The following is a 25,406-nucleotide window of genomic DNA, read 5'->3' as shown; positions in this document are numbered from 1 at the left end:
TCTGTCGACCGGAGTTGGCGCTAAAGCGCTTGCTCCGGTCCCGTGCCTAGAAATAACCTTGCTTTTTGCGCTGTTCCATCGCGGCTTCGGACACCTGATCGTCCATCCGCGTCGCGCCGCGTTCCGTGATTTCGGTCACGGCCGTCTCAGCGATGATCTTCTCGAGATCGTCCGCGTCGCTTTCCACCGGGCACGTGCAGCTAATGTCGCCCACGGTGCGGAAACGCACCAGCGCCACTTCGCTGGTTTCGCCTTCACGCATCGGCGTGAGTGGCGTGACCGGCACCAGCAGTCCATTGCGGCGCACGATTTCGCGTTGATGCGCGTAGTAGATCGACGGCAGCTCGAGCTGTTCGCGGGCGATGTATTGCCACACGTCCAGTTCGGTCCAGTTCGAGATCGGGAACACGCGCAGGTGCTCACCGTTGTGCAAACGCGCGTTGTACAGGCTCCACAGTTCCGGGCGCTGCGCCTTCGGATCCCATTGGCCGAATTCATCACGGAACGAGAAGATCCGCTCTTTCGCGCGGGCCTTTTCTTCGTCGCGACGTGCGCCGCCAATCAGTGCGGTGAACTCATGTTCAGCGATCGTTTCGAGCAACGTCACGGCCTGCGCGGCGTTGCGCGAATCCGTTTCGCGGCGCAGACGCACGGTGCCACGCTTGATCGAATCTTCGACATGGCCGATCACCAGTTCCGCGCCAATCTGCTCGGCACGGCGGTCGCGGAAGTCGATCACTTCCTGATAGTTATGGCCCGTGTCGATATGCACGAGCGGGAACGGCAGCACGGTCTTGCGGTTCGCGCCGAGGCCGAATGCCTTCAGCGCCAGGTGCAGCACGACGACCGAGTCCTTGCCGCCCGAAAACAGCAGCGCGGGCTTGCTGCATTCGGCGACCAGTTCGCGCAGGATGTGAATCGATTCAGCTTCGAGCCAGTCCAGGTGATCCATCCGGGTTGCAGTGTCCGTATGCGGTGCGTTGACAGTGGAATCGAGCGTGGTGCTCATGTTCGGGTCCTTCGTGAGTTCGTGTCGCCGGCGGCTGCCCGCGTCACGCAAATATTCATTCTATCGAGAATTAAAAACGGCTTCGGCGATCAGGCGGAGGCGCTTTCGTCGACGACCGCGATTGGGATCGTGGTGATATGCAGGCCGCATTCCTTCGTGTCGCGCGACTCCCACCACCAGCGCCCTGCCCGGCTATCCTCGCCGGGACGGATCGCCCGCGTACACGGCTCGCAGCCGATGCTCGGATACCCGCGCGCATGCAGCGGGTTCACAGGCACGTCGAACGCAGTCAGGTATGCCCACACATCGGCCTCGGTCCAGTCCGTGAGCGGATTGAACTTGGCGATATTGCGTGCCGCGTCGTGCTCTTCCTCGTGCAGCTCGGCACGAGTGACCGATTGCTCGCGGCGCTGACCCGTCACCCAGGCGCTAACGTTCGACAGCGCGCGGTTCAGCGGCTCGACCTTGCGGATCTCGCAGCAGCGCTTGCGCAGATCGACGCTTTCGTAAAACGCGTTCAGGCCGTGCGAGGCGACGTATTCGTCGACCGCTGCCGTTTGCGGATGAAACTGTTCGATCTCGTAGCCGTAGCGCTCGCGCACACGGTCGAGCATGCCGACCGTTTCCGCGTGCAGACGGCCCGTGTTCAGCGAGAAGATACCGATCTTCACCTGACGCGACAGGATGGCGTGCGTGAGCAGCATGTCTTCCGCCGCGAGGCTGCTCGCGAACTTCACCTTGTCGTGACGGGCCGCGATCGAATCGAGGAGCGTGTCGAGGCGCTCAATCTTCGCAGCCAGTTCCGGCCCGATGGCGGCACCTGCGGTGGCGACGGTACTCATACCGCAGCCTTCTCCGCAGCAGCGGCAGCAGCAGCTTCGCGGCGGCGGAACAGCGGCGACGGGTTATCCACCGCGCCCTGATACTGCACGGTAAATTCGTCGAACGCTTTCAGTGCGTCGTGCAGGTCTTTGTCGGCACGCACGGCGTATGCATCGAAGCCGCAGCGGAACATGAAGGTGAGTTGATCGCGCAGCACGTCGCCGATCGCGCGAATCTCGCCCTTGTAACCATAACGCTCACGCAAGAGACGTCCAATGCTGTAACCGCGGCCGTCGCGGAACACCGGGAAGTCCACGGCAATCAACGCGACCTTGTCGAAGTCGGCGACCATATCCGCCGGTTCGCTGTCCGCGGCGAGCCACACTGCAATTTCAGCGGCGCTGCGCGAAGCCGTCAGCGCGTCGCGCTCAGCCTGCCACAGCGCCAACGGCACAATGATCTTGCCGGCCGGCAACGCGTCCACTGCGGGCAATGCACCGTCTTCCGCTGCACGCACAACTGTCCAGTCATCGTTGACGATCGCGCGATTCTTGATGATAGAAGCCATCTGTTCAATATCCTTTGTCGCGGTTACGCGTGAGCCGGTTGACGCGAGGCGTACACGCGTTCCTTGAACGGCGTGATGCCGATCCGGTTGTACGTTTCGATAAAGCGCTCGCCTTCAATGCGATGCTCCACGAACGTGTCGATCACCTTCGACATCACGTCCGGCATCTCTTCTGCTGCGAACGACGGCCCGATCACCCGGCCGACCTGTGCACCGTTTGCGCCCGTTCCCTGCTCGCCGCCGAGCGTCACCTGATACCACTCCGAGCCATCCTTATCGACCCCCAGAATGCCGATGTTGCCGATGTGGTGGTGGCCGCAGGCATTGATACAGCCCGAGATGTTTAGCGACACGTCGCCGAGGTCATACACGTAATCCAGATCGTTGAAGCGCTCCTGGATTGCCAAAGCAATCGGAATCGACTTCGCATTCGCCAGCGAGCAGAAATCGCCGCCCGGGCAAGCGATGATGTCGGTCAGCAGGCCGATATTCGGCGTTGCAAACCCTTGTGCCTTGGCCTTTTCCCACAGGTCGAACAAGTCGCGCTTCTGCACGTTAGCCAGAATCAGATTCTGTTCGTGCGACACGCGGATTTCGCCGAGCGAATACTGATCGGCCCAGTCGGCCACCGCTTCCATCTGCGCGTCAGTGGCGTCGCCAGGGGCGATCGTGGTCGGCTTCAACGACAACGTCACCGAAGCATAACCCGCCACTTTGTGGGGACGCACATTGCGCTCGACCCAACGGGCGAAGCCGCGGTTTTCCAGCAGATGCTTTTCGAACGAAGCGTCCGTATCCGGCAGTTTTTCGTATTGCGGCGGCGCGAAATATTGCGAAACGCGGTCGACTTCGGCTTGCGTGAGCGTCGACGGGCCGTCCTTCAGGTGCTGCCACTCTTCTTCGACCTGCGCCGAGAACTTCTCCGGGCTCAGTGCCTTGACCAGAATCTTGATGCGCGCCTTGTAGATATTGTCCCGGCGGCCGTAGCGATTGTAGACACGCAGGACGGCTTCGGCGTAGGTCAACAGATGCTGCCACGGCAGGTCGCGGCGGATGATCGCGCCGACGATCGGCGTGCGGCCCATGCCGCCGCCGGCCAGGATATCGACCACCAGTTCGCCCTGCTCGTTCTTCTTCAGATACACGCCCAGATCGTGGATCTGCACGGCGGCGCGGTCTTCCTTCGAACCGGAGACGGCGATCTTGAACTTGCGCGGCAGCCAGGCGAATTCGGGGTGGAACGTCGACCATTGACGCAGGATTTCGGCCCACGGACGCGGATCGACCACTTCGTCGGGCGCGACACCAGCGAACTGGTCGGCGGTGATGTTGCGGATACAGTTGCCCGAAGTCTGAATGCCGTGCATCTGTACAGCAGCGAGCTTGCGCAGGATTTCCGGCGTTTCTTCGAGTTGGATCCAGTTGTACTGGATGTTCGAGCGCGTCGAAAAGTGGCCGTAACCGCGGTCGTGTTCACGCGCAATGGTGGCCAGCACGCGCATCTGGTCGCTGCGCAGGTTGCCGTACGGAATCGCGATACGGTGCATATACGCGTGGCGCTGCATGTACAGGCCATTCTGCAGACGCAGCGGACGGAACTCCTCTTCGCTCAATTCGCCCGACAAGCGGCGGCGAACCTGGTCGGCGTACTGCGCGACCCGTTCATCGACGATGGTCTGGTCGTACTGATCGTATTGGTACATTCGGGGACCCCAGTTTGCGTTACACGCCGCGCTCCGGTTGCGCCGCGCAAAGATCTCAGCCTTTGCCAGTGCGGTCGAGCGGACCTTTCAGACCCCCGCTCATTTGCTAATGACAAAAACAGATATCCATATTGAAAAAGATGGGGAAATAGTAATAAACTCCCCATATACTTCAAACGACTAAAAAATTCTTTTGATATGCACAGAGGTTATATATGAACCTGCACCAGTTCCGCTTCGTGCGTGAGGCCGTGCGGCAGAACTTCAACCTCACCGAAGCGGCCAAGGCACTGTATACAAGCCAGCCTGGCGTCTCGAAGGCGATCATCGAGCTGGAAGACGAGCTGGGCGTCGAAATCTTCACCCGGCACGGCAAACGCGTCCGCTCGCTGACAGAGCCGGGGCGCATTATCCTCGCTTCCGTCGAAAAGATCCTACAAGAGGTCGAGAGCCTGAAACGCGTCGGTAAAGATTACGCGGCGCAGGATCAGGGCAACCTCGTCATCGCGGCCACGCACACGCAAGCACGCTACTCACTTCCGGCCGCTATCGCAGAATTCAAGAAGCGCTTCCCGAAAGTTCACCTTTCGATTCTGCAAGGCAGCCCGACGCAAGTGGCCGAGATGGTGATCCACGACCAGGCGGATCTGGCGATCGCCACCGAAGCGATCGCTAACTATAAGGAGCTGGTGTCGCTGCCGTGCTTCCAGTGGCACCACATCGCCGTGATGCAGCCGGACCATCCGCTGCTCGACCGCAAGCTGCTGTCGCTCGACGATCTGAGCCAATTCCCGCTGATTACGTATGACAACGCGTTCGCCGGCCGCACCAAGATCAACGAGGCGTTCCGGTTGCGCGGGTTGTCGCCGGATATCGTGCTCGAGGCGATCGACGCCGACGTGATCAAGACCTACGTCGAACTGGGTCTGGGCGTCGGCATCATGGCCGATATCGCCTTTAACGCCGAGCGCGACCGCCATCTGCGGGCGATGCCGGTCGGCCACCTGTTCGGCAGCAACGTGACGCGGCTCGCGCTCAAAAACGGCGCGTATCTGCGCAGCTATGTGTATACGCTCGTCGAGCTGCTGTCGCCGAGCATGAACCGCAAGCTCATCGAACAGGCGCTCAAGGGCGAACACGAATCGTACGAGCTGTGATTCAATTCACCGTTTTGCACTGCCCTCTTCCTGCTTTCCTTCCCGCTTACCGTTTCGGAGACTTCCGATGACGTCGTATAAAAAGACCCTGCGCGGCATTGCCGTGCTCGGGGCACTCGTTGCGGCAACGGCCGCGCATGCCGACCTGAAAGTCGGTATCGATCTGTCAAGCACCGGCCCCGCGGCCGTGATCGGCATTACCAGCAAGAACGCGATGCTGATGTGGCCGGACACGATTGCCGGCCAGAAAGCGGACTACATCATTCTGGACGACGGTTCCGATCCGGGCGCCGCGGTACGCAACATCCACAAACTGATCAACGAAGACCACGTCGACGTGATCGTCGGGCCGAATATCACGCCGGCAGCGATCGCCGCGTTGGACCCGGTCGCGGAAAGCCAGACGCCGATGATCACGCTGGTTGGCTCGGCCAGCGTGGTCGAGCCGCAGGAAGGCAAGCGCGTGTGGGCCTTCAAGATGGCGCAGACCGATAGCGCGATGGCCGATGTGATAACGCGCTACATGTCGAATCACAACGTCAAGACGGTTGGGTTCATTGGCTTCGCGGATGGCTATGGCGAAAGCTGGCTCAACGAATTTTCGAAGTTTGCGGCGCTTCGGCATATCCAGCTGGTTGCGACCGAACGCTTTAACCGCACCGATGCGAGCGTCACCGGACAAGTGCTGAAAGTAATGGCGGCACGGCCCGATGCGATCCTGATTGCGGGCGCCGGCACGCCGACGGTGTTGCCGCAGCGCACGCTGATCGAACGCGGCTTCAAGGGCGCGATTTACCAGACGCACGGGATTGCGACGCCGGAGTTCATCAAGCTCGGTGGCAAGGATGTCGAAGGCACGCTGTTCCCGACGCAACCGGTCGTGGTAGCGCGCACGCTGCCTGCGGATCATCCGGCGAAGAAGGCCGCGCTAGCGTTCGTGAATGCGTATGAAGCGAAGTACGGTCCGGGCTCTGTCACGCAGTTCGCGGGCGATGCGGCGGGGGTTTATCCGCGGCTGCAGGATGCCGTGGCACGAGCGCTGAAGACGGCGCAACCGGGCACGCCGGCATTCCGTGTCGCTCTGCGCGATGAGCTGGAACATGCGCATGAGCTGGTCGTGCCGAACGGCGTGGTCAACAGCAGCGCGAAAGATCACGTCGGCCTCGATCAGCGGGCCAGCGTGATGGGGATTATCAAGGATGGGAAGTTCGTCTATCTGAGCCAGTAAGCCTGGCGGGCCGGGAATCCGGCCCGTATTGCCAAGGTGGGGCTGCCCGGAATTCACCCGCACCCACCCTTGGGCCTTCCGTCACGCGCGTCACCCAGCGTTAGCGCGTCATCTCGCCTTGCGGCGCGTCAGCCCGCAACACCTCCCCGCCGTCCCCTTGTTTCCCTTTCCGGAAAGCGCACGCACGCGCTCGTCCTCCATCGACGCCCCATCCAGGGAAAACCACAGCCTCACCCGCGACGCTTTCCTTTGACTCTCTTTCGATTCGAAACTACTATCTTTCGAAACAAAAGCGTTTTCTTTCGAAGAGCGGAGACATGCTGGCTAACAAGAGTTCCCTGAAGCGGCGCCTGCAGATCGTCGAGATGGTCCGCAAGCGCGGCGAGGTATCGGTCGAGGAGCTCAGTCAGGCTTTCGATGTGTCGAGCGTGACCATCCGTACCGACCTGACTTACCTCGAACAGCAGCGCTATCTGGTGCGCTCGTTCGGCAAGGCTCGCTATCTTGCGCAGCGTCCCGGCGAACGTGTGTTGATGCCGTTGTCGGACGGTGCCACGCGCAAGGCCGCGGAAATGGCAATTGCGCGTTTCGCGGCCGAGTCCGTGGACGACCACGAATCGCTGATGCTCGGCGCCGGCGAAATCGTCCATAAGGTGCTGCCGCTGCTTTCCGATTGCTCGAACCTGTCGCTGCTGCTGAACGACATCGCCATGGCTCAGACGGCCCAGCGCTTCGTGCACGGCGAGTTGCAGCTCACCGGTGGCCATCTCATCGAGGAGGGCACCACCTTGACCGGCCCCGAAGCGGAACGCTCCGTTACCACGCGCTCGCTCGATCTCTGCATTCTCGAAGCGTCAGGTCTGGACCGCGACGGCAATCTGCTGTGCGTCGACCCGAGCCTCGCGCGGGTGTTTCATGCAGCCACCCAGAGCGCCGCCCGCACCATCGTCGTCGCGTACCAGCCGCAGTTGTCCGAGCGCGACGGCCACGTGTTTTGCAACCTCAGCGAGATCGGCGGACTGGTGATCGACGATGGCATCGATCCGCCCACGATGGACCTGTTTCCACGCAAGCAGCTTGAACTACACCGGCGCGAAAACGGAATTATCGAATTCCGGCGGACCACGCGCTGACGGTCCATTCAAGGAAATTCAAGGAAGCGACGCCATGAACCACCGATTTCAAACGAAGACACGCCATGCCTGATCCGAAATCTCACAGCACCGGAAAGACCGGCTACATCCTGACGATGGGGGAGATCCTCGTCGAAATCATGGCGACCGAGCGCGGCCAGTCGTTCCGCAAACCAGGCACGCTGATCGGCCCCTATGCGAGCGGCGCGCCGGCGATCTTCATCGATCAGGTGGCGCGCCTCGGCAGCCGCTGCGCGATGATCGGCTGCGTCGGCGACGACGACTTCGGCACGCTCAACGTCGAGCGCCTGCGCTCCGATGGCGTGGACGTCTCGGGTATCGCCGTCATCAAGGGGCAGACAACCGGGAGTGCCTTCGTCACCTACCGCGAGGACGGCGAGCGCGACTTCATCTTCAACATCACGAATAGCGCGTCGGCGCATCTTTCCGTAGCCAACATCCGCGAAGACCTGTTGAAGGATTGCCGGCACTTTCACGTAATGGGGTCGTCGCTGTTTTCGTTTCGCATCATCGAGGCGATGAAAAAGGTCATCGAGACCGTCAAGGGGCACGGTGGCACCGTCAGCTTCGATCCGAACATCCGCAAGGAAATGTTGAGGATTCCCGAAATGCGCGAGGCACTCGATTTCATTCTCGACTACACCGATGTGTTCCTGCCGAGCGGTCATGAGGTGACGCTGCTGGCCACCGCCGGTTCCGAGCGCGCCGCGATCGACGAACTCCTGCAGCGCGGCATCCGCGAGGTCGTGGTCAAGCGCGGCAAAGACGGTTGCAGCTTCTACGACGGCACCGACGAACTCCATGTGCCGGCGGTCCAGGTGCGAGAAGTGGATCCCACCGGCGCCGGCGACTGTTTTGGTGCGACCTACATCGCCTGCCGGTCGCAGGGCATGAGCGTCGCCGAAGCGTTGCGCTACGGCTGCGCGAGCGGCGCTCGCGCCGTCAGCTTTCGCGGCCCGATGGAAGGCACGGCGTCGCTGGCCGAACTCAACGCATTCATCGCGAACCCGGAGTCTCATCATGGATAACGTGGTCGCGCGCCTTTCCAACGGGCATGGTGCAGCGAAGTCCCTGAAGGGAATCTATTCGATCTGCTCGGCGCATCCCTGGGTGCTGGCCGCAGCGATGCAACAGGCCGTCGACGATGGCACGCCGTTGCTCGTCGAATCCACCTCGAACCAGGTGGATCAATACGGCGGCTACACCGGCATGAAGCCGGCGGACTTCATTCGCTTCGCGCACGGTATCGCGGAGCAGGTCGGTTTGCCGCGCGAGCATCTGATTCTCGGCGGCGATCATCTCGGACCGAACGCGTGGCGCAGCCTTCCAGCGGAAGAAGCCATGCAGCGCGCGGAAGCACTCATCGACGCCTATGTGCGGGCAGGATTCACGAAGATCCACCTGGACACCAGCATGGCTTGCGGCGGCGATCCGGAGCGACTGTCGGACAGCGTGGTGGCGCAACGCGCGGCGCAATTGTGCGCCGTTGCCGAGGCCGCGGCGGATCACGCCGGGTTCGACAACCAGCCGGTTTACGTGATCGGCACGGAAGTGCCGGTGCCAGGCGGCGCAAGCGAAACGCTCGATACCGTCGAAGTCACCCGGAAAGAAGCCGCGATGGAAACGGTCGCCGTACATCGTGATGCGTGGCGCGCGCGGAACATCGACGCAGCGTGGGACCGTGTGATTGCGCTGGTCGTGCAACCCGGCGTCGAATTCGACCACACGAAAGTGATCGACTATCAGCCCGCCCTTGCCGCCGGTCTTTCCCAGGTTCTGACGCAACTGCCCGGCATGGTCTTCGAAGCGCACTCGACAGACTATCAAACGCCCGAATCGCTGCGGGCGCTCGTGCGGGACGGCTTTGCGATTCTTAAGGTGGGCCCGGGCGTCACGTTCGCGTTGCGCGAGGCGCTCTACGCGCTGTCGGACATCGAAGCTGAACTGCTACCCGCAGCGCAGCGCGCCGACCTGCCGGTAGCCGTGGAAGCCGCGATGCTTCGCAAGCCCGCCAACTGGGACAGGTATTACCACGGCGACGAAGCCGAAAGACGTCTGCTTCGTACCTACAGCTATAGCGACCGGGTGCGCTACTACTGGGCCGATCCGCAGGTTGACGCAGCCGCGCAACAGCTATTGCGAAACCTCACCGGCACAACGATTCCGGAAAATCTCCTGAGCCGCTATTTGCCGGCGCAGTACTGGGCGCTGCGGCGCGGCGCCATCGACGGTTCCCCGATGAGCATCGTGCAAAGCAAGGTGCGCGAAGTCGTGGGGCAATACGCATCCGCTTGTCGTGAGTAACGTGGCACGTCACCGCGATAGCGCTCGCTACAAACGAGTCAAACATTAACAAGGAGGATGTCATGTCCTTTAAGCCCAACGCGTCTTATGATTTTAGCGACGCGGTCGTAGTAATAACAGGCGCGGCAGCCGGAATAGGCCGGCAGGTCGCGGAGCAATTCGCCGCAGCCGGCGCGACGCTCGCCCTGATCGACCGTTCCGAGTCCATCGCGGATATCGCTTCGAACCTCGGTGAAGTCCACAGGGGCTGGATCGCCGACATCAGCGACCCGGAATCGGTCGCCGCAACGGCCAACAGGATTCTTTCGCAGTTCGGCCGCGTCGACATCCTGGTCAACAACGCAGGCATTGGTCCGCTAGCACCAGCCGAAGATTTTCCCCTTGAAACATGGGACAAAACGATGGCCGTCAACCTGCGCGGCGCGTTTCTCGTTGCGCGGGCCTTCGCACCGGACATGCTTGCTCGTGGGCAGGGAAGGATCGTCAACCTGGCGTCCCAGGCTGCTGTGATTGGCATCGAAGGGCATGTCGCTTATTGCGCCAGCAAAGCCGGCGTCATCGGCATGACCAATTGCATGGCGCTCGAATGGGGGCCGAGAGGCGTAACGGTCAATGCCATCTCTCCGACCGTAGTCGAAACGGAACTGGGCCTCACCGGATGGGCCGGAGAAAAAGGCGAACGCGCCAGAGCCGCGATCCCCACCCGCCGATTTGCCAGGCCCGCTGAGATCGCCTGCGCAATCATGTACGTGGCAAGCCGCGAGGCCGCCATGGTCAACGGCGCGAACCTGCTGATCGACGGCGGCTACACGATTATCTAGATCCCAACACGAACGAAAACCTGAGAGCAAATGGAGGCAGTAGAGGGCTTTACATAACCCACGACGATGTTTAGGAGACTGAAATGATTAGCCTTTCTCATATGGCTTCGCTGCGCTGCGGCGCCTTGCGGAGCCGTCTTATTGCATCAGCAGTTGCGGGAATTGGGCTGGGGCTGGGCCTGGGTGGCGTGGCCTATGCCACCACTGTCACGATCGCGGTGCCGAACAACAACGATCTGATCGAGATGAAAAAGCTTTCTCCAGTGTTCGAAAAGGCCAACCCCGATATCCAGTTGAAGTGGATCGTGCTCGAAGAAAATGTGCTCCGGCAGCGCCTGACAACGGATATCACGACTAACGGCGGCCAGTTCGACGTATCGGCTATCGGGACCTATGAAGCACCGCTCTGGGGCAAACGCGGATGGCTGGTTCCGATCACCGGCCTGCCTGCCAGCTACGATCTCGACGACGTGCTCAAATCGGTGCGCGACGGCTTGTCGTACAACGGAACGCTATACGCCTTGCCGTTCAACGCCGAAAGCTCGATGACGTTCTACCGGAAGGACCTGTTCGCCGCCAAGGGTTTGACGATGCCCGATCATCCCACCTACAGCCAGATCAGCGAGCTTGCGGACAAGCTGAACGACAGGGCCAACGGCGTTTACGGTATCTGTCTGCGTGGCAAGGCCGGCTGGGGTGAGAACATGGCTTTTGTTTCGACACTGGTGAACACGTACGGCGGACGTTATTTCGACGAGAAGTGGAACGCACAGGTCGATTCTCCGGAATGGAAGAGCGCGATCAATTTCTACGTCGACCTGTTGAAGAAAGATGGAGCGCCGGGAGCCAGTTCAAATGGCTTCAACGAAAATCTGTCGCTGATGACGGGCGGCAAGTGCGCGATCTGGGTCGATGCGACATCGGCCGCCGGGATCCTCTACAACAAGTCCGAATCGTCCGTCGCAGACAAGGTGGGCTTCGCTGCGGCGCCAACGCAGGTGACCCCGAAGGGTTCGCACTGGCTCTGGTCGTGGTCGTTCGCCATTCCGAAGTCGTCGAAGTCGCAAGATGCGGCCAAGCGGTTCATCGAATGGGCGACGTCGAAGGAATACATCTCACTCGTGGGCAACGACATCGGTTGGGCATCGCTGCCGCCGGGTACGCGTCAATCCACCTACGCACGTCCTGAGTACAAGCAGGCCGCGCCGTTCAGCGAATTCGTGCTGAACGCGATCGAGACCGCCAACCCGAACGACTCAACTTTGAAGAAAGTCCCGTACAGCGGCGTGCAATATGTGGGGATTCCGGAATTCCAGTCGTTCGGAACCCTGATCGGGCAACAGATAGCCGGGGCGCTCGCAGGACAGATCAGCGTTGACCAGGCGCTGCAGGCGGGTCAGGCTGCTGCTAACCGCGCCGTACGCTCGGCGGGCTACCAGAAGTAGCGAACGCATCGGCCGTAGCCGCGTAAGCCACGCGCTTTCGTGCGATACGAAGCGCGTGGCTCCTGAGTCAGCGTGGCAGATCAGCCTGGAAGCGGGACCGCATATGGCGATTGGGCAGACGATGGCGCACCATTGCTGATACAGTAAATGCCCCCTCCTCCCGCAATCGCACCACCATGCGCACCACCCGAGCCATCAACGCTGTCGAGCGGCTAAAAACCCGCAGCGGCAATCCGCAGTTCGCGGCGATTAGCCTGTCCGGCGGCCTGTTCTATCTGGTCGACAAATCGGGCGGCACGGACAAGAAGGTTTCCGATCCGCTGCCGCTCGACGATTTCGTCAAATTCGTCGACGGCTTCGGGCCGCCGAAACCGCGCAAGGCGAGCAAGCTAGACCTCGCGTTCGAAGAGCAGATCAGGAAAAGCAAGAGCTAAAGCGCCCGCGGCACGAGAGCTGGAAGAAAGCTCAGCGGCACAAAGGCGGCGCGTCATGCAGCGCGTCGTTCTCGATGATATTGACGCCACGCGTATCGCCGCTCAGGACCTCGGTCACCAGCGCCCGCGCCACCCGCTCGACGGAAATCGAGCGCCACTTCGGCGGCAGATACACCCCGAGACGCCGCGCAATGCTTTCCAGCGGCCTGCTCTCGTTACGTTCGCCCATCAGGAATGAAGGCCGTACGATGGTCAGCACCGGATAGTCGAGCTTCTTCAAACTCTGCTCCACATTCCCTTTCACGCGGCTGTAGAAAGTGCGCGCTTGCGGATCGGCGCCAATCGCACTGACTATCGCAAAGTGCGAAGCGCCATGGCGGCGGGCAATACCGGCAATCCGCAGCGGGTATTCGTAGTCCACCTTGCGAAACGCCGCCTGTGAACCCGCCGTGCGGATGGTCGTGCCCAGTGCGCAGATGACGGAGTCGACGTCGAAGATGTCCGAATCCGCGTCAGGCCAATCGTAGTCGATCACATGTTCGACGACCCGGTTGCCACCCGTCGACCCCGTCACGGCCGATCCCGACGCCCGCCGCACCAGCATCCGGATTTCCCTGACCCGATCGTCCCGCGCCAGCAGACGCAAACACGCACTGCCGACGAGGCCCGTGCCTCCGAGCAGGAGAATCGTCTGTTTGCGGGGAGCAGTGGACTGGCTGGACGCGAAGGAGGTCGACATGCGTGAGTCCGTCAAAGAGGGGCACCGCCGCATCTTACCGCGTCAAGACGTCCCCTGACCCTTACCCGCGTTGCACTTCCTTTATCTGCCCATCAGCCGCGCTGCTAGCGAGTACCGCATCGATAAAGTGCAGGCCCGCGACCCCGTCGTCGACGGTCGTCAGAAGCGTACTTTCCTGCGGCGGCGCTTTGCCCGCATCCAATGCCTCGATTTGCAATGCAGCGTCTTTATAGAGTTGCGCGAAAGCCTCCAGATAGCCCTCCGGATGCCCCGGCGGCACACGCGTCGCATGCGCGGCGATAGCGCTTTTCACCCGGCCGCGGGTGAGCCGCTGCGCCGCGCCGCCAAGCGGTGTGAACCACAGCTCGTTGGGATTCTCCTGATCGAAGGTGAGACCGGCTTTGGTGCCGTACACGCGCAGCCGCAGCGCATTCTCCGCGCCGCTCGCCACCTGGCTTGCCCACAGCATGCCGCGCGCGCCGTTTTCGTAGCGCAGCATGGCTTGCACGTGATCGTCGACGCGGCGCCCCGGCACGAACGTGTGCAGTTCGGCGGAGAGCCATTTGGGCTGCATGCCGGTGACGAATGCAGCGAGGTGATACGCATGCGTGCCGATATCGCCGAGGCAGCCTGCCGGGCCGGACAACGCCGGATCGGTGCGCCAGCCGGCCTGTTTGTTCGTACCGGATTGCTCGATCGGCTCCGCAAGCCAGTCCTGCGCGTATTCGACCTGCACCACGCGCACCTCTCCAAGCTCGCCCGCTTCGACCAGCTCGCGCGCGTGACGGACCATCGGATAGCCCGAATACGTGTGCGTCAACGCGAACAGCCGCTTCTTCTCGCGCGCGAGTTTAGCCAGCGCCTGTCCTTCTACGAGCGACACGGCGAGCGGCTTGTCGCAGATCACGTGAATTCCGGCTTCGAGAAACGCGGTCGCCACCGGCGCATGCAGATGGTTCGGCGTGACGATCGCTACTGCGTCGATTCCGTCGTCTTTGCGCGCGGCTTCGGCCCGCGCCATCTCACCCCAGTCTGCGTAACTGCGGGCAATGCCAGCTTCTTCCGCACTCGCCTTGGCGCGTTGCGGATCGGACGACAATGCGCCCGCCACCAGTTCGAAACGGTCGTCGAGGCGTGCGGCGATCCGGTGCACCGCGCCGATGAACGCGCCCTGCCCGCCGCCGACCATGCCCAGCCGTAACTTTCGTGTCATGGAAGATGCTCCTTTGATCGATACGCTCAGATACCCAGCACACGCTTCAATTGCGCCGTGTCGACGCCGCTGCCCGCGAAGTCGTCAAACGAATGCTCGGCAACCCGAATGATGTGACGCCGAATGAACTCTGCGCCCTCGCGCGCGCCGTCTTCCGGATGCTTCAACGCGCATTCCCATTCGAGGACTGCCCAGCCGGGGTAATCGTATTGCGCCATCTTCGAGAAGATCGCGCCGAAATCGATCTGGCCATCGCCGAGCGAGCGGAACCGGCCCGGACGTTCGACCCAGTCGCTGTAGCTGCCGTAGACGCCCGCCTTGCCCGTCGGACGAAACTCCGCGTCCTTCACGTGGAAGACCTTGATGCGCTCGTGATAGATATCGATGAACGAGAGGTAATCGAGTTGCTGCAACACGTAGTGACTTGGATCGAACAGAATGTTCGCGCGGCGCTGTGCGCCCGCACCGTTCAGGCGCTCAAGAAAACGCTCGAACGTCACACCGTCATGCAGATCTTCACCCGGATGCAGTTCGTACGCGACGTCCACGCCGACTTCATCGAACGCATTGAGAATCGGCGTCCAGCGGCGCGCCAGTTCATCAAAGGCTTCCTCGACGAGACCTGCGGGACGTTGCGGCCACGGGTACACATAGGGCCATGCGAGCGCGCCGGAAAACGACACATGCGTGTCGAGCCCGAGCCGTCGCGACGCCTGCGCCGCCAGCTTCACCTGCTGGATCGCCCATTCGGTGCGCGCCTGCGGATTGCCGCGTACATGCGGAGCCGCAAAGCCGTCGAACAGCAGGTCATAGGCCGGATGCACCGCCACCAGTTGCCCCTGCAGATGCGTCGCCAGTTCGGTGATCTCGACACCGGCGTCGGCGACCACACCCAATAACTCGTCGCAATACGTCTGGCTCGCTGCAGCCTGTTCGAGGTCGATCAGGCGTGGGTCGACCGGCACCTGGATCCCCTTGTAGCCAAGGCTGGCAGCCCAGCCTGCGAGGTTTTCCAGGCTGTCGAAGGGCGCCTTGTCGCCCAGGAACTGGGCCAGATAGATCGCCGGCCCCTTGATGGTCTTCATCGTGTTGCTCCTCGGTCAAAGGTTGGACCGCGCGCCACCGGACGCGCGGCCCAACCTGTTAGAACGGTGAATCCGGGAAGTAGTAGTCCTTCGCGTTGTCCTTCGTGACAAGCACCGACGGGATGATCGTCTTCGGCGGCAGCGTCTGGCTCTTCAGACGGGCCTCGGCGGTCAACTTGATCGCGTCGTAGATGAACTTCGGCGAGTACGTGACGTCCGCATTGATGATCTTGTCGCCGTCCAGCACGCGCTTGATCATCTCTTTCGATCCGGCGCCGCCCAGGACTTCCTTGATGTCCGTGCGCTTCGCCTGATCGATGGCCTTAAGCACGCCCACCGACATGTCGTCATCCGCGGACCACACCGCGTCGATATGCTTGAAGCGCGTCAGATAATCCTGCATGACCTTGAACGCATCGTCGCGATTCCAGTTGGCGTATTTCGCGTCGAGCACCTTCACGCCAGGACACGCCTTCAGCGCTTCGGTGAACGCGCTATAGCGTTCGTTATCGAGCGTGGTCGGAATGCCGCGCAACGCGACGATGTCGCCCTTGCCGTTCAGCGATTTGCAGAAGTACTCGCCGGCGAGCCTGCCGAAGGCCGTGTTATCGCCCGCTACGTACGCGTCCTGCGCGCTGGTGTCGGTCAGGCCGCGATCCACCACCGTCACGTAGATGCCTTTTTTCTTCACCTGCGCTACCGGCTGCGTCAACGAAGCCGATTCATGCGGGAAGATCACCAGTGCATTGATCTTGTTGACGGTGACCATGTCCTGCAACTGGTTGGCCTGCTCCGGCGCGCTTGCCGAGGTTTTGAGGATCACCTTGAGGTCGGGGTGTGCCTTCTCCATGTCCTCCTTCGCCTTGTTTGCCCACCAGTCGATGCCGCCAGTGAAGCCGTGATCGGCCGTCGGTATCGCCACGCCCAGAATGACCTTGTCGTCGGCACGCGCTGCGCCCGCGGCCCCCAATATTCCCAACGCCAGCACGCCGGCGCTGATCGCTCGAATGACCTGCTTCATGTTGTGTCTCCTATGTCGACCGGAGTCGGCGCCTGAACGCCTGCTCCGGTCTCATCACGGTTGTTGATCTATGAGGCACTTTCGTGCGCCTCGGTTTCCTGCACTGCTTCGGCTGTGCTGCCCTTCGTATGCCCGTGCTGCCCCTGCTGCTATCGTGCCGAACCACCGTCACTGCCTGCCACACCGCCGCTTATCGCCGCCCGCGCTGCAAAAACGCCACGACGATAATCACCGCCCCCTGCACCGCCGCGTTCAGGTACACGCTGATGATGCTGGTGAGATTCAGAATGTTTGCGATCACCGACAGCAGGATCGCCCCGATCACCGTGCCGATCACACGTCCCTCGCCGCCTTTAAGCGCGGTACCGCCGACCACCACTGCCGCGATCGCCTCGAGTTCCCACAGGATCCCGGTCGTCGGCGTAGCCGAACCAAGGCGCGGCACGTAGAGCACCGTCGCAACGCCCACGCAGATGCCAAGCAGTACGTAGGTTATGATCTTGACGGTATCGACGCGAATCGCGGCATAGCGCGCGACCTGTTCGTTCGAGCCGATCGCCTGCACATGCCGGCCGAATGCCGTGCGGTTCAGGATCAGCGTGCCGCCCGCCGCCACCACGAGAAACACCCAGATGGGAACGGGCACGCCGAGCAGACTCGCGTAATACACGGGACTGTAGAGATCGGTCAGCGAATTGTTGAGCGTGAGCGCACCGCCGTCGGCAAGCCAGGTGAGCACTGCACGAAAAATACCAAGCGTGCCCAGCGTGACGATGAATGGCTCGATACGCCCTTTGGTAATCAACAGACCATGCGCCCAGCCGAACAATCCACCCAACACGAACGCCAGCACGATGCCGATCGCGATGATCATGAGCGGCGCGAACGTATGTCCACCGACGCCCGCCGACAAGCCATTCATCAGCCAGATCATGCTGCCGGCGATCAACGCGGCCATCGAGCCGACCGAGAGGTCGATACCCCCGGAGATGATCACGAAGGTCTCGCCAACCGCGATGATGCCGATGAACGACGTACGCGTAAGCACGTTCATCAGGTTGTCGACGGTGGCGAAGTCGTGATTGAGCAAGGTGCCGGTGACGCACAGCACGATGAGACCGACGAGCGGTCCCAGCCCGTACAGATGATGCGCGAGACGCATGGCTCGGCCGGATTGTGCGGCTTCAGTGGGTGCCGGTCGCATGAGCGATCAACTCCTCTTCGGTCAGGTGGTCGAGATCGAGCGTGGCCTGTAGCCGGCCCGTGCGCATCACGGCGACGCGATGGCACAGGCCGATCAGCTCGATCAGTTCGGATGAAATGACGATCACCGCGCGCCCTTGCGACGCAAGCCGGTGAATCAGGAAATAGATGTCGCGCTTCGAGCCGACATCGACGCCGCGGGTCGGCTCGTCGAGCACCACTACGTTCGGGTTCGGCTGCAGGTACTTGGCAAGTGCAAGCTTCTGCTGGTTGCCGCCCGATAGCATGCGGGCGCGGCTCGACAGATCGCCAGTGCGAATACCGAAGTCGCTCACCGCCTGCTTGAGGGCTGCGCGCCCCGCTTTCAGATCGAGCAGCGGATGCGTGTATTGCTCGAGCGTCATCAGGATGAGGTTGTCCTGCAGGTTCAGATTGACGTGCAGCGCCTTGCCTTTGCGGTCTTCGCTCAGGTAGGTGAGCCCGTTACGCATCGCATCGAGCGGCTTTTTGATCTGCACGGCGTGGCCGCCAATCTCGATGCGCCCAGCAAGGCGGCGGCGCAGGCCGAGGATCGCCTCGAAGGCCTCCGTACGACCCGCTCCGACGAGGCCCGCAAAACCGAGCACCTCGCCCGCGCGAACCTCGAAGCTCAGGTCTTCGACCCAATCGGGCACAACGAGGCCTTGGACTTTCAGGGCGATTGCAGCGTCTGCAGATACCGGCACTTTGTCCGGAAACATATCGGAAAGATCGCGCCCAACCATCAGGTTGGCCATCTGCTGCCGTGCGAGTCCTGCGGTTTCCCCGCGTGCAACGAAACGACCGTCGCGCATCACGATCACCTCGTCGGTGATGTGCTCGACTTCGTCGAGCTTGTGCGAGATGTAGATGATGGTGACGCCATCGGCCTTCAGCTTCGTCATCAGCGCAAACAGGCGTTCGGTTTCGGATGGCGTCAGCGTGGCGGTCGGCTCATCCATGATCAACAGGCGCGCCTTGCGCGACAGCGCCTTGGCAATCTCCACCATCTGCTTTTCGGCGACGATCAGATCGCGCACCTTGGTGTCCGGCGACTTTTTCAAGCCGACTTGCGCGAGATGTCGCACTGCCTCTGCGCGCATCGCAGCGTCGTCAAGCAGCCAGCCGCGGCGCTTTTCGTGGCCCAGATACATGTTCTGCGCGATCGTCAGATGCTCCGCCAGGTTGAACTCCTGGTGAATCAGCACGATGCCGGCGGCTTCCGCCTCGCGCGAGCTGGCAAACTGCTGCGCCGCGCCGTCGATCAGCAAGGTGCCCGTGGTGGCCGCCTCATACCCGGCGAGGATTTTCATCAGCGTCGATTTGCCCGCACCGTTCTCGCCAAGCAGCCCGTAGATGCGGCCAGGCGTCAGCTCGAAACTCACCCCATGCAGCACGCGCACCGGGCCGAAGTCTTTGCGGATGTCGTCGAAACGTACGGCGAGGCTCATGGCTCAGGCACTCCCGCGAATCACGAGCCGGTGCGGCAACAGCACACCGGGCACGCTTGCGAGGGGATTCGCCAGACGCTGCAGCAACAGGCGCGCAGCGGTTTCGCCGAGCTCGCGCATCGGCTGGGCGATCGTGGTCAGCGGCGGGTCGATCTGCGCGGCGAGCGAGATATCGTCGAAACCGATCACGGCGACGTCGTCCGGCACACGCTTGCCGACGCTGCGCAGGCCGTGAATCACGCCGATCGCGAGCGTGTCCGACACCGCGAAGATCGCGCTTGGCGCGTCGCGTTGCGCCATCAGCATCGCTGCGGCAGACGCGCCCGCTTCGTAGTCGAGGCTGTTCAGATTCATGCGCCAACGTTCGTCCGGCGTGATGCCGGCGTCGCGCAACGCGTCGAGGTAGCCTTGCTGGCGCTGCCGCGCGTAAAGGTAAGCGACGTCGGAGTTGATCAGGCCGATCCGCCGATGCCCCTGCGCCAGCAGATGCCGCACGGCGTCGCCGGCAGCGCGGTAGTTGTCGATGCCGACATACGGCACGCCAACCGCCGGATCGAACTCGCAGCACGCGACCCACGGCAACGCGCCGGACTCTTCGGCGAGCGCCTGCTGCACCGTGGCCGGATCCAGGCAGATCGCGCCGTCGGCGCGACGCCGCCGCAGCAGGTCGAAGTAGCTGCGCTCGCGGCCCGGGTCGGCGCCCGTGTCGCATAGCAGCATGAAATAGCCGTGCTGACGCGCGACGCTGTCGATGCCGCGCACGATCTCCGCATAAAACGGATTGCCGACGTCCGGCACCATGGTCAGCAGCAGCCGGCTCTCGGCGGTGCGCAGGTTGCGGGCGAGCTCGTTGACGCGGTAGCCGCTCGCGTCCACTGCTGCCAGCACCTTGTCACGCGTGGCGGGACGCACGTTGGCATGGCCGTTCAATACCCGCGAAACCGTCGCCACCGACACCCCCGCCTGCTCCGCAACGCCCGCAATGGAGATGCCCTCGGACGATGGAGGTGCGGTTCGGGGCGCGTTGGTCTCTGATTGCGGCAGTCGGGACACAGTTTTTTGTCGCGAAAATGTAATCGATTACATCTTTGGGCGATGGAGCAAGGAATCGCAAGGTCTGTCTCGTAGGGATTAACACGGGCCGGGTTGGCACCAGGTTGCTATCGGATCGCCGTGCGGCCTGCTGTCCGGGAAACGGGTTTCGCCCCTGGTTTGGTACAATTCCGCAGTTGTCCCGAACCCCCACAGGTCGCACCTAAACCGAACCGCCGAACCCACCATGAATATCGAACAAGCGCGTTTCAACATGATCGAACAGCAGATCCGCCCCTGGGAAGTGCTCGACCAGGACGTGCTGAATCTGCTCTCGATCGTCAAGCGTGAGAATTTCGTCCCCACGGTCTATCGCGAACTGGCCTTCGTCGACTTCGAAGTGCCGCTGCCGGCTGGCCAGCACATGCTGGCACCGCGCGTCGAAGCGCGCGTGCTGCAGGAGCTGGCCGTGAAGAAGCACGAAAGCGTGCTGGAAATCGGTGCTGGCTCGGGTTATATGGCGGCGCTGCTCGCCCACCGCGCACAGCACGTGCTGACCGTGGATATCGAACCGGAAATCGCTGAACTGGCCAAGGCCAACCTGGCCGCCAATGGTGTCCTGAATGCCGAAGTCGCGACCGGCGACGCCGCGCGCGGCTGGCCCGCAGCGGCACCGTATGACGTGATCTGCGTGTCGGGCGGCCTGCCGGTCCTGCCGCAGGAGATCCTCGAGCATCTGAAGATTGGCGGCCGTCTGGCTGCGTTCGTCGGCACCGCGCCGGTCATGAAGGCGCAGATCATCACGCGCATCGACGAAAAGCAATATCGGATTGCCGACGTGTTCGAAACGTATGTCGAGCCGCTGATCAACGCCGTGCAGCCGCCGCGTTTCAAGTTCTAAGGGTGTACCGCTGATGCAAAACCTGACCGCTCCCGCTCTGGCCGAATGGCTTGCCGATCAATCGCGTCCCGCGCCCGTGCTGCTCGACGTGCGCGAGCCGTGGGAAATCCAGACAGCGTCGATCGCCGGCGCCGTGTCGATCCCGATGCGTGAGATTCCGGCACGCAGCGAAGAACTCGATGACGACGCGCAGATTGTCTGCGTGTGCCACCACGGCGCACGCAGCGCGCAGGTCGCGATGTTTCTCGAATCGCGCGGGCATAAAAACGTGTTCAATCTGCAAGGCGGGATTGACGCGTGGTCGAGACAGGTTGATCCGGCCGTGCCCACTTACTGAAATTGAAGAGTACGAAGCCAGCGTATCTATGAGCCACCCATGCGGTGGCTTTTTTTCGTCCATTTCGCGCACCGCTATCCCGTAGCGATACTTCACGTCACAGATTAGGAAGTTTCCAGCGGCTCGACCTGCTCGTTGAAGGCAACATGCTCCGACTCAATTTCCGGAGCAGTCTGATGAGATTCGTGAAGATCGCGCTGGCCGCAGCAACGCTGTTGCCGCTCACCTCCCACGCCGTGCTCGGGGGCGCCCCCGCAGCGGGGTCATCCGCTCCCGTGTCGCTGCATGCCACCCGGCAGGCTGCATCGTCCGCTGCATCCACAGCGTCCGCTTTATCTGCTTCCGTAGCGACGCCCGCCTACTCCACCTCAGCCTATTCCGTGTACGAGTCGCGCGATGCCGACGGCATCACCGTGCGCGAGTATGTGCTGCCGAGCAACGTCGTCTTCGCGCTCACGTGGCAAGGCCCGGTACGACCCGACATGAAAGCGCTGCTCGGCAACTACTTCCCCAACTTTGTCTCCGCGGGCGAAGAACGCTTGCGAGGCACAGGCACGCTGATCCAGCACAACGGCGAGCTTCAGATCGAGTCGGCGGGACGCCCAGGACATTTCTTCGGCACCGCCTACCTCCCCCGCCTCCTGCCCGCCGATCTCCGCGCAAACAACCTGCAGTAACGCGCCGCCGCCTTCCCGGAACACCATCAAAATGAAGACCTTCAGCCACACCCTCGGCGTCGCGCTACTGAGCGCCAGCGTCGTCCTCTCCGCATGCGGCGGAGGCTCCGGAGAGAGCAGCACGAACAGCGGCATCAACTGGCCGGCCTCGGCAAGCTGGCCGGTGACGCCCACGCCGCCGTCTCCGCCCGTCGACACCAGCAACTCGGTGCCGATCGTCGCGGATACCTCGATGGACGCCGTCAACCAGCCCTCCGTCACGGTCACGCTGTGCCCGGCCGGTGCCCCCAACAACAGTCAGTGCGTGACGGTGACGAATATGCTCGTCGATACCGGCTCGGTCGGCGTGCGGGTTGCCAGCAGCGCGCTGAGCCCTGCGTTGAACGCCCAGTTGCTGACGCAGGTCGGCGCCACCGACGACAAGGTCGGCTCGGCGCCAATCGTTCAATGCGCGCTGTTCGCGTCCGGCTTCACATGGGGGCCCATCAAGCGCGCCGATGTCATCCTGGGCAACAAGAAGGCGAGCAACATCCCCATCCAGGTGATCGGCGACGGCGGATACACCGCGCCCGATGACTGCACCTCCCGTGGCGGCCCAGACCTCGGCCCGCTCCTCGGCGCCAACGGCAACCGTGCCTTCAATGGAATCGTGGGCATCGGCCATTTCGTGCGTGACAGTTCGCTCGCGGCAAAGTCGGTGATTCCGGCGGGCTACTACTATTGCCCGACCACGGAGTCATGTACCGGCACGCGCGTACCGCTCACCAGGCAGGTCATGAACCCGGTTGCAGGTTTGGCTACCAATAACAACGGCACCGTCATCCGCCTGCCCGCGTTGCCCGCGGGAGGACAGGTCCGGGTGACGGGACAGTTGATATTCGGCGTCGGCACGCAGGCAAACAACGCGCTGCCGGCCAACGCGAACATCTTGCAGGTGGATGGCAACGGCCTTTTTACGACCCAGTATCAAGGCCGCGCGATCATCAACAGCGCGATTGACAGCGGCACCAACGGCTACGCCTTCTCGGACACCACGATCCCGACCACGGGCGAGTGGTACACGCCACCGAGCGACCAGGCGCTGTCGGCAACCATGGCGTCCACTAACGGGACCGGCAACCCTGCCATGGTGCAGTTCTCGATCGGCAACGCGACCAACATGATGGGAAGCGGCTACGCTGCCTATGACAATCTCGGCATGTACCTGGCCAGCCTGCCGGTCTACGACGTCTCCACCAACAACATGTTGTCCGAAGAGGGCTTCCTCTGGGGCCTGCCATTCTTCTACGGCCGAAGCGTCTATACCGTGCTCGAAAACGCCAGGGTAGGGACGCAAGCGGGGCCGTTCGTAGCGTTCTAGGGTTCAGACGCGCCGCGTCATTCGCTCATGGCAGGAGGCTGGCACCGCAAGGTGGCCAGCCTTTTTTATTTGCGAGCGGTGCGCCGCCCTCATGCACAAAGGCGCGGCGGCGATGCACCTTGGCCGCCCACTGGCGGCCAGGCACGCTTCGTTGCAGCGCGACGCGCACCGCAACGAGGCGAGGCATCAGCGCATGCACCACATTTGCGCCCATCCGGCATACCGGCCGCCGATCGACCGGGACAGTGCCTACCGCACCGCAGCGCCCCGTGCGCGACGCACAGGTCACTCTTACCGCTTGGCACGTGCCTTGCAGTAGTTGTCTGGCAAGCCATGCCGGACAGCCTCGATGGCTGGAATCGACGCCCATAAAACATTCATTCAACCAAAGGCAAGGGGTAGCAAATGAAACGTCGCAATCTGTTAAAGCTCGGGTCAATGTCTGGCGCATTGGCACTCGCAGGCCAGAGTCCGTTTGCTAACGCGCAGTCCGACAGCGGGCCGATCAAGGTCGGCATCTTGCACTCCTTGTCGGGCACGATGGCGATCTCGGAAACGTCTCTGAAAGACACCGCGTTGATGACCATTTCGGACATCAACAAAAACGGTGGCGTAATGGGCCGGCAGATCGAGCCGGTAGTGGTGGACCCGGCGTCGAACTGGCCGCTGTTCGCCGAGAAGGCACGCCAGCTCATCACCCAGGACAAGTGCGCGGTGGTGTTCGGCTGCTGGACCTCGGTGTCGCGCAAGTCGGTGCTGCCGGTGTTCGAGGAACTCAACGGCCTGCTGTTCTACCCCGTGCAGTACGAAGGCGAAGAAATGTCGCGCAACGTGTTCTACACGGGTGCCGCGCCGAACCAGCAGGCGATTCCTGCTACCGAATACCTGATGAGCGCCGAAGGCGGCGGGGCCAAACGTTTCTTCCTGCTCGGTACCGACTATGTATATCCACGCACGACCAACAAGATCCTGCGCGCGTTCCTGCAATCGAAAGGAGTCCAGGAAGCCGATATTCAGGAGGTCTACACACCGTTCGGCCATAGCGACTATCAGACCATCGTCGCCAACATCAAGACTTTCTCGCAGGGCGGCAAGACCGCGGTGATCTCGACCGTCAACGGTGACTCGAATGTGCCGTTCTACAAGGAACTGGGCAACCAGGGTCTGAAAGCGACGGACGTGCCGGTGGTGGCGTTCTCGGTGGGCGAAGAAGAACTGCGCGGTATCGACACGAAGCCGCTGGTGGGCAACCTCGCTGCATGGAACTACTTCATGTCGCTGCGCGATCCCGAGAACACCAAGTTCAAGGCGATGTTCGCCAAATGGGTCAAGGACAACAACCTGCCGGGCGGCGACAAACGCGTCACCAACGACCCGATGGAAGCGACCTTCGTCGGTATCCATATGTGGAAGCAGGCGGTCGAAAAAGCCAAGAGCACCGATGTCGACAAGGTGCGCGTGGCGATGATCGGCCAGACCTTCAATGCACCGTCCGGCTTCGTGCTCACGATGGACGGCAACCACCACCTGCACAAGCCGGTGATGATCGGCGAAGTACGTGCCGACGGTCAGTTCAACGTGGTGTGGCGCACCAAAACGGCGATTCGTGCGCAGCCGTGGAGTCCGTATATCGCCGGCAACGCGGGCAAGCCGGATGTCGTCAGTTCGATCCCGGCATTCCTGCGCCGCTCGCGGGTTGCGTGATGTAACGGAGGGCGCATGCA

24 protein-coding genes are annotated in these 25,406 nt (G+C 62.2%); 13 read left to right on the top strand and 11 right to left on the bottom strand.

What is annotated here, in order from left to right:
• Positions 1-46: 46 nt before the first annotated feature.
• From cysD to P3T17_RS20580, 4 genes are all read right to left on the bottom strand, one after another.
• Positions 47-1,009 (bottom strand): sulfate adenylyltransferase subunit CysD, encoded by a 963-nt coding sequence (cysD, locus tag P3T17_RS20595; RefSeq protein WP_429408723.1) that lies wholly within the window; start codon positions 1,007-1,009, stop codon positions 47-49.
• Between the two features lie 89 nt (positions 1,010-1,098).
• A complete protein-coding gene (locus P3T17_RS20590; protein WP_429408722.1) occupies positions 1,099-1,851 on the bottom strand; it encodes a phosphoadenylyl-sulfate reductase in 753 nt (250 codons plus the stop codon).
• Entirely contained in the window at positions 1,848-2,399 is a 552-nt protein-coding gene (locus P3T17_RS20585; RefSeq protein WP_429408721.1) for a DUF934 domain-containing protein, read from the bottom strand. Before P3T17_RS20585 ends, P3T17_RS20590 begins: the two co-directional genes overlap by 4 nt.
• Before the next feature lie 23 nt (positions 2,400-2,422).
• The gene (locus tag P3T17_RS20580) at positions 2,423-4,102 is read right to left on the bottom strand and encodes a nitrite/sulfite reductase (protein ID WP_429286319.1); all 1,680 of its coding nucleotides are present in this window, start codon (positions 4,100-4,102) and stop codon (positions 2,423-2,425) included.
• A gap of 215 nt (positions 4,103-4,317) precedes the next feature.
• Between P3T17_RS20580 and P3T17_RS20575 the strand changes: the two genes are divergently transcribed.
• The 8 genes from P3T17_RS20575 to P3T17_RS20540 all read left to right on the top strand — a co-directional run bounded on the left by P3T17_RS20575 (position 4,318) and on the right by P3T17_RS20540 (position 12,645).
• Positions 4,318-5,259, top strand: coding sequence for a CysB family HTH-type transcriptional regulator (locus tag P3T17_RS20575; protein WP_074265520.1), 942 nt, complete (start codon positions 4,318-4,320; stop codon positions 5,257-5,259).
• 67 nt (positions 5,260-5,326) lie between these two features.
• Positions 5,327-6,487, top strand: coding sequence for an ABC transporter substrate-binding protein (locus P3T17_RS20570; RefSeq protein ID WP_074265521.1), 1,161 nt, complete (start codon positions 5,327-5,329; stop codon positions 6,485-6,487).
• Positions 6,488-6,804: 317 nt separating this feature from the next.
• Positions 6,805-7,620: a DeoR/GlpR family DNA-binding transcription regulator gene (locus tag P3T17_RS20565; protein ID WP_074265522.1), complete on the top strand. Its 816-nt coding sequence runs from the start codon at positions 6,805-6,807 to the stop codon at positions 7,618-7,620.
• 65 nt (positions 7,621-7,685) lie between these two features.
• Positions 7,686-8,669: a tagatose kinase gene (locus P3T17_RS20560; RefSeq protein WP_074265523.1), complete on the top strand. Its 984-nt coding sequence runs from the start codon at positions 7,686-7,688 to the stop codon at positions 8,667-8,669.
• Complete coding sequence (locus P3T17_RS20555; protein WP_429408720.1) at positions 8,662-9,945, top strand: D-tagatose-bisphosphate aldolase, class II, non-catalytic subunit; 1,284 nt, start codon at positions 8,662-8,664, stop codon at positions 9,943-9,945. Before P3T17_RS20560 ends, P3T17_RS20555 begins: the two co-directional genes overlap by 8 nt.
• A gap of 62 nt (positions 9,946-10,007) precedes the next feature.
• Positions 10,008-10,766, top strand: coding sequence for a GolD/DthD family dehydrogenase (locus P3T17_RS20550; protein WP_429408719.1), 759 nt, complete (start codon positions 10,008-10,010; stop codon positions 10,764-10,766).
• 83 nt (positions 10,767-10,849) lie between these two features.
• Positions 10,850-12,211: an ABC transporter substrate-binding protein gene (locus tag P3T17_RS20545; RefSeq protein ID WP_429408718.1), complete on the top strand. Its 1,362-nt coding sequence runs from the start codon at positions 10,850-10,852 to the stop codon at positions 12,209-12,211.
• A 176-nt stretch (positions 12,212-12,387) separates the two neighbouring features.
• Positions 12,388-12,645, top strand: a complete 258-nt coding sequence (locus P3T17_RS20540; RefSeq protein ID WP_074265526.1) for a hypothetical protein — start codon at positions 12,388-12,390, stop codon at positions 12,643-12,645.
• Positions 12,646-12,676: 31 nt separating this feature from the next.
• On the opposite strand, the gene P3T17_RS20535 is transcribed toward P3T17_RS20540, so the two are convergent.
• The 7 genes from P3T17_RS20535 to P3T17_RS20505 all read right to left on the bottom strand — a co-directional run bounded on the left by P3T17_RS20535 (position 12,677) and on the right by P3T17_RS20505 (position 20,419).
• Positions 12,677-13,384: an NAD(P)H-binding protein gene (locus tag P3T17_RS20535; RefSeq protein WP_429408717.1), complete on the bottom strand. Its 708-nt coding sequence runs from the start codon at positions 13,382-13,384 to the stop codon at positions 12,677-12,679.
• A 61-nt stretch (positions 13,385-13,445) separates the two neighbouring features.
• A complete protein-coding gene (locus P3T17_RS20530; protein WP_429408716.1) occupies positions 13,446-14,597 on the bottom strand; it encodes a Gfo/Idh/MocA family protein in 1,152 nt (383 codons plus the stop codon).
• A gap of 26 nt (positions 14,598-14,623) precedes the next feature.
• Positions 14,624-15,682: a sugar phosphate isomerase/epimerase family protein gene (locus tag P3T17_RS20525; protein WP_429408715.1), complete on the bottom strand. Its 1,059-nt coding sequence runs from the start codon at positions 15,680-15,682 to the stop codon at positions 14,624-14,626.
• A gap of 58 nt (positions 15,683-15,740) precedes the next feature.
• Positions 15,741-16,703, bottom strand: coding sequence for a substrate-binding domain-containing protein (locus P3T17_RS20520; protein ID WP_429408714.1), 963 nt, complete (start codon positions 16,701-16,703; stop codon positions 15,741-15,743).
• A 190-nt stretch (positions 16,704-16,893) separates the two neighbouring features.
• On the bottom strand, positions 16,894-17,907 hold the full coding sequence (locus P3T17_RS20515; protein WP_122153914.1) for an ABC transporter permease: 1,014 nt from the start codon (positions 17,905-17,907) through the stop codon (positions 16,894-16,896).
• Complete coding sequence (locus tag P3T17_RS20510; RefSeq protein WP_429408713.1) at positions 17,888-19,375, bottom strand: sugar ABC transporter ATP-binding protein; 1,488 nt, start codon at positions 19,373-19,375, stop codon at positions 17,888-17,890. The genes P3T17_RS20515 and P3T17_RS20510 overlap by 20 nt, the downstream gene beginning before the upstream one ends.
• A 3-nt stretch (positions 19,376-19,378) precedes the next feature.
• Positions 19,379-20,419: a LacI family DNA-binding transcriptional regulator gene (locus P3T17_RS20505; RefSeq protein WP_429408855.1), complete on the bottom strand. Its 1,041-nt coding sequence runs from the start codon at positions 20,417-20,419 to the stop codon at positions 19,379-19,381.
• Positions 20,420-20,654: 235 nt separating this feature from the next.
• Here P3T17_RS20505 and P3T17_RS20500 point away from each other — a divergent pair, with 235 nt between their 5' ends.
• The 5 genes from P3T17_RS20500 (at position 20,655) to urtA (ending at position 25,386) form a co-directional block, all read left to right on the top strand.
• Complete coding sequence (locus P3T17_RS20500) at positions 20,655-21,308, top strand: protein-L-isoaspartate O-methyltransferase family protein (protein ID WP_074265534.1); 654 nt, start codon at positions 20,655-20,657, stop codon at positions 21,306-21,308.
• A 13-nt stretch (positions 21,309-21,321) separates the two neighbouring features.
• Positions 21,322-21,645 carry a rhodanese-like domain-containing protein gene (locus tag P3T17_RS20495; RefSeq protein WP_074265535.1) on the top strand — a complete coding sequence of 108 codons (324 nt, stop codon included), beginning with the start codon at positions 21,322-21,324 and terminating at the stop codon, positions 21,643-21,645.
• A gap of 176 nt (positions 21,646-21,821) precedes the next feature.
• Positions 21,822-22,322, top strand: coding sequence for a DUF2844 domain-containing protein (locus P3T17_RS20490; RefSeq protein ID WP_429408712.1), 501 nt, complete (start codon positions 21,822-21,824; stop codon positions 22,320-22,322).
• 31 nt (positions 22,323-22,353) lie between these two features.
• Positions 22,354-23,682, top strand: coding sequence for a DUF3443 family protein (locus P3T17_RS20485; protein WP_429408711.1), 1,329 nt, complete (start codon positions 22,354-22,356; stop codon positions 23,680-23,682).
• A 405-nt stretch (positions 23,683-24,087) separates the two neighbouring features.
• Complete coding sequence (gene urtA, locus P3T17_RS20480) at positions 24,088-25,386, top strand: urea ABC transporter substrate-binding protein (RefSeq protein WP_429408710.1); 1,299 nt, start codon at positions 24,088-24,090, stop codon at positions 25,384-25,386.
• The last annotated feature ends 20 nt before the right edge of the window (positions 25,387-25,406 follow it).

Origin of the sequence: Paraburkholderia sp. GAS82 (assembly GCF_050436285.1) — a bacterium.
Classification (GTDB): Bacteria; Pseudomonadota; Gammaproteobacteria; order Burkholderiales; family Burkholderiaceae; genus Paraburkholderia; species Paraburkholderia phenazinium_B.
The sequence above is the reverse complement of the archived record's forward strand: the minus strand, read 5'-3'. Positions and strand labels throughout refer to the sequence as shown.

Coding starts and splice junctions, on each gene's coding strand:
- cysD (WP_429408723.1), bottom strand. CDS start 1,009: ATGAGCACCACGCTCGATTCCACTGTCAACGCACCGCATACGGACACT.
- P3T17_RS20590 (WP_429408722.1), bottom strand. CDS start 1,851: ATGAGTACCGTCGCCACCGCAGGTGCCGCCATCGGGCCGGAACTGGCT.
- P3T17_RS20585 (WP_429408721.1), bottom strand. CDS start 2,399: ATGGCTTCTATCATCAAGAATCGCGCGATCGTCAACGATGACTGGACA.
- P3T17_RS20580 (WP_429286319.1), bottom strand. CDS start 4,102: ATGTACCAATACGATCAGTACGACCAGACCATCGTCGATGAACGGGTC.
- P3T17_RS20575 (WP_074265520.1), top strand. CDS start 4,318: ATGAACCTGCACCAGTTCCGCTTCGTGCGTGAGGCCGTGCGGCAGAAC.
- P3T17_RS20570 (WP_074265521.1), top strand. CDS start 5,327: ATGACGTCGTATAAAAAGACCCTGCGCGGCATTGCCGTGCTCGGGGCA.
- P3T17_RS20565 (WP_074265522.1), top strand. CDS start 6,805: ATGCTGGCTAACAAGAGTTCCCTGAAGCGGCGCCTGCAGATCGTCGAG.
- P3T17_RS20560 (WP_074265523.1), top strand. CDS start 7,686: ATGCCTGATCCGAAATCTCACAGCACCGGAAAGACCGGCTACATCCTG.
- P3T17_RS20555 (WP_429408720.1), top strand. CDS start 8,662: ATGGATAACGTGGTCGCGCGCCTTTCCAACGGGCATGGTGCAGCGAAG.
- P3T17_RS20550 (WP_429408719.1), top strand. CDS start 10,008: ATGTCCTTTAAGCCCAACGCGTCTTATGATTTTAGCGACGCGGTCGTA.
- P3T17_RS20545 (WP_429408718.1), top strand. CDS start 10,850: ATGATTAGCCTTTCTCATATGGCTTCGCTGCGCTGCGGCGCCTTGCGG.
- P3T17_RS20540 (WP_074265526.1), top strand. CDS start 12,388: ATGCGCACCACCCGAGCCATCAACGCTGTCGAGCGGCTAAAAACCCGC.
- P3T17_RS20535 (WP_429408717.1), bottom strand. CDS start 13,384: ATGTCGACCTCCTTCGCGTCCAGCCAGTCCACTGCTCCCCGCAAACAG.
- P3T17_RS20530 (WP_429408716.1), bottom strand. CDS start 14,597: ATGACACGAAAGTTACGGCTGGGCATGGTCGGCGGCGGGCAGGGCGCG.
- P3T17_RS20525 (WP_429408715.1), bottom strand. CDS start 15,682: ATGAAGACCATCAAGGGGCCGGCGATCTATCTGGCCCAGTTCCTGGGC.
- P3T17_RS20520 (WP_429408714.1), bottom strand. CDS start 16,703: ATGAAGCAGGTCATTCGAGCGATCAGCGCCGGCGTGCTGGCGTTGGGA.
- P3T17_RS20515 (WP_122153914.1), bottom strand. CDS start 17,907: ATGCGACCGGCACCCACTGAAGCCGCACAATCCGGCCGAGCCATGCGT.
- P3T17_RS20510 (WP_429408713.1), bottom strand. CDS start 19,375: ATGAGCCTCGCCGTACGTTTCGACGACATCCGCAAAGACTTCGGCCCG.
- P3T17_RS20500 (WP_074265534.1), top strand. CDS start 20,655: ATGAATATCGAACAAGCGCGTTTCAACATGATCGAACAGCAGATCCGC.
- P3T17_RS20495 (WP_074265535.1), top strand. CDS start 21,322: ATGCAAAACCTGACCGCTCCCGCTCTGGCCGAATGGCTTGCCGATCAA.
- P3T17_RS20490 (WP_429408712.1), top strand. CDS start 21,822: ATGAGATTCGTGAAGATCGCGCTGGCCGCAGCAACGCTGTTGCCGCTC.
- P3T17_RS20485 (WP_429408711.1), top strand. CDS start 22,354: ATGAAGACCTTCAGCCACACCCTCGGCGTCGCGCTACTGAGCGCCAGC.
- urtA (WP_429408710.1), top strand. CDS start 24,088: ATGAAACGTCGCAATCTGTTAAAGCTCGGGTCAATGTCTGGCGCATTG.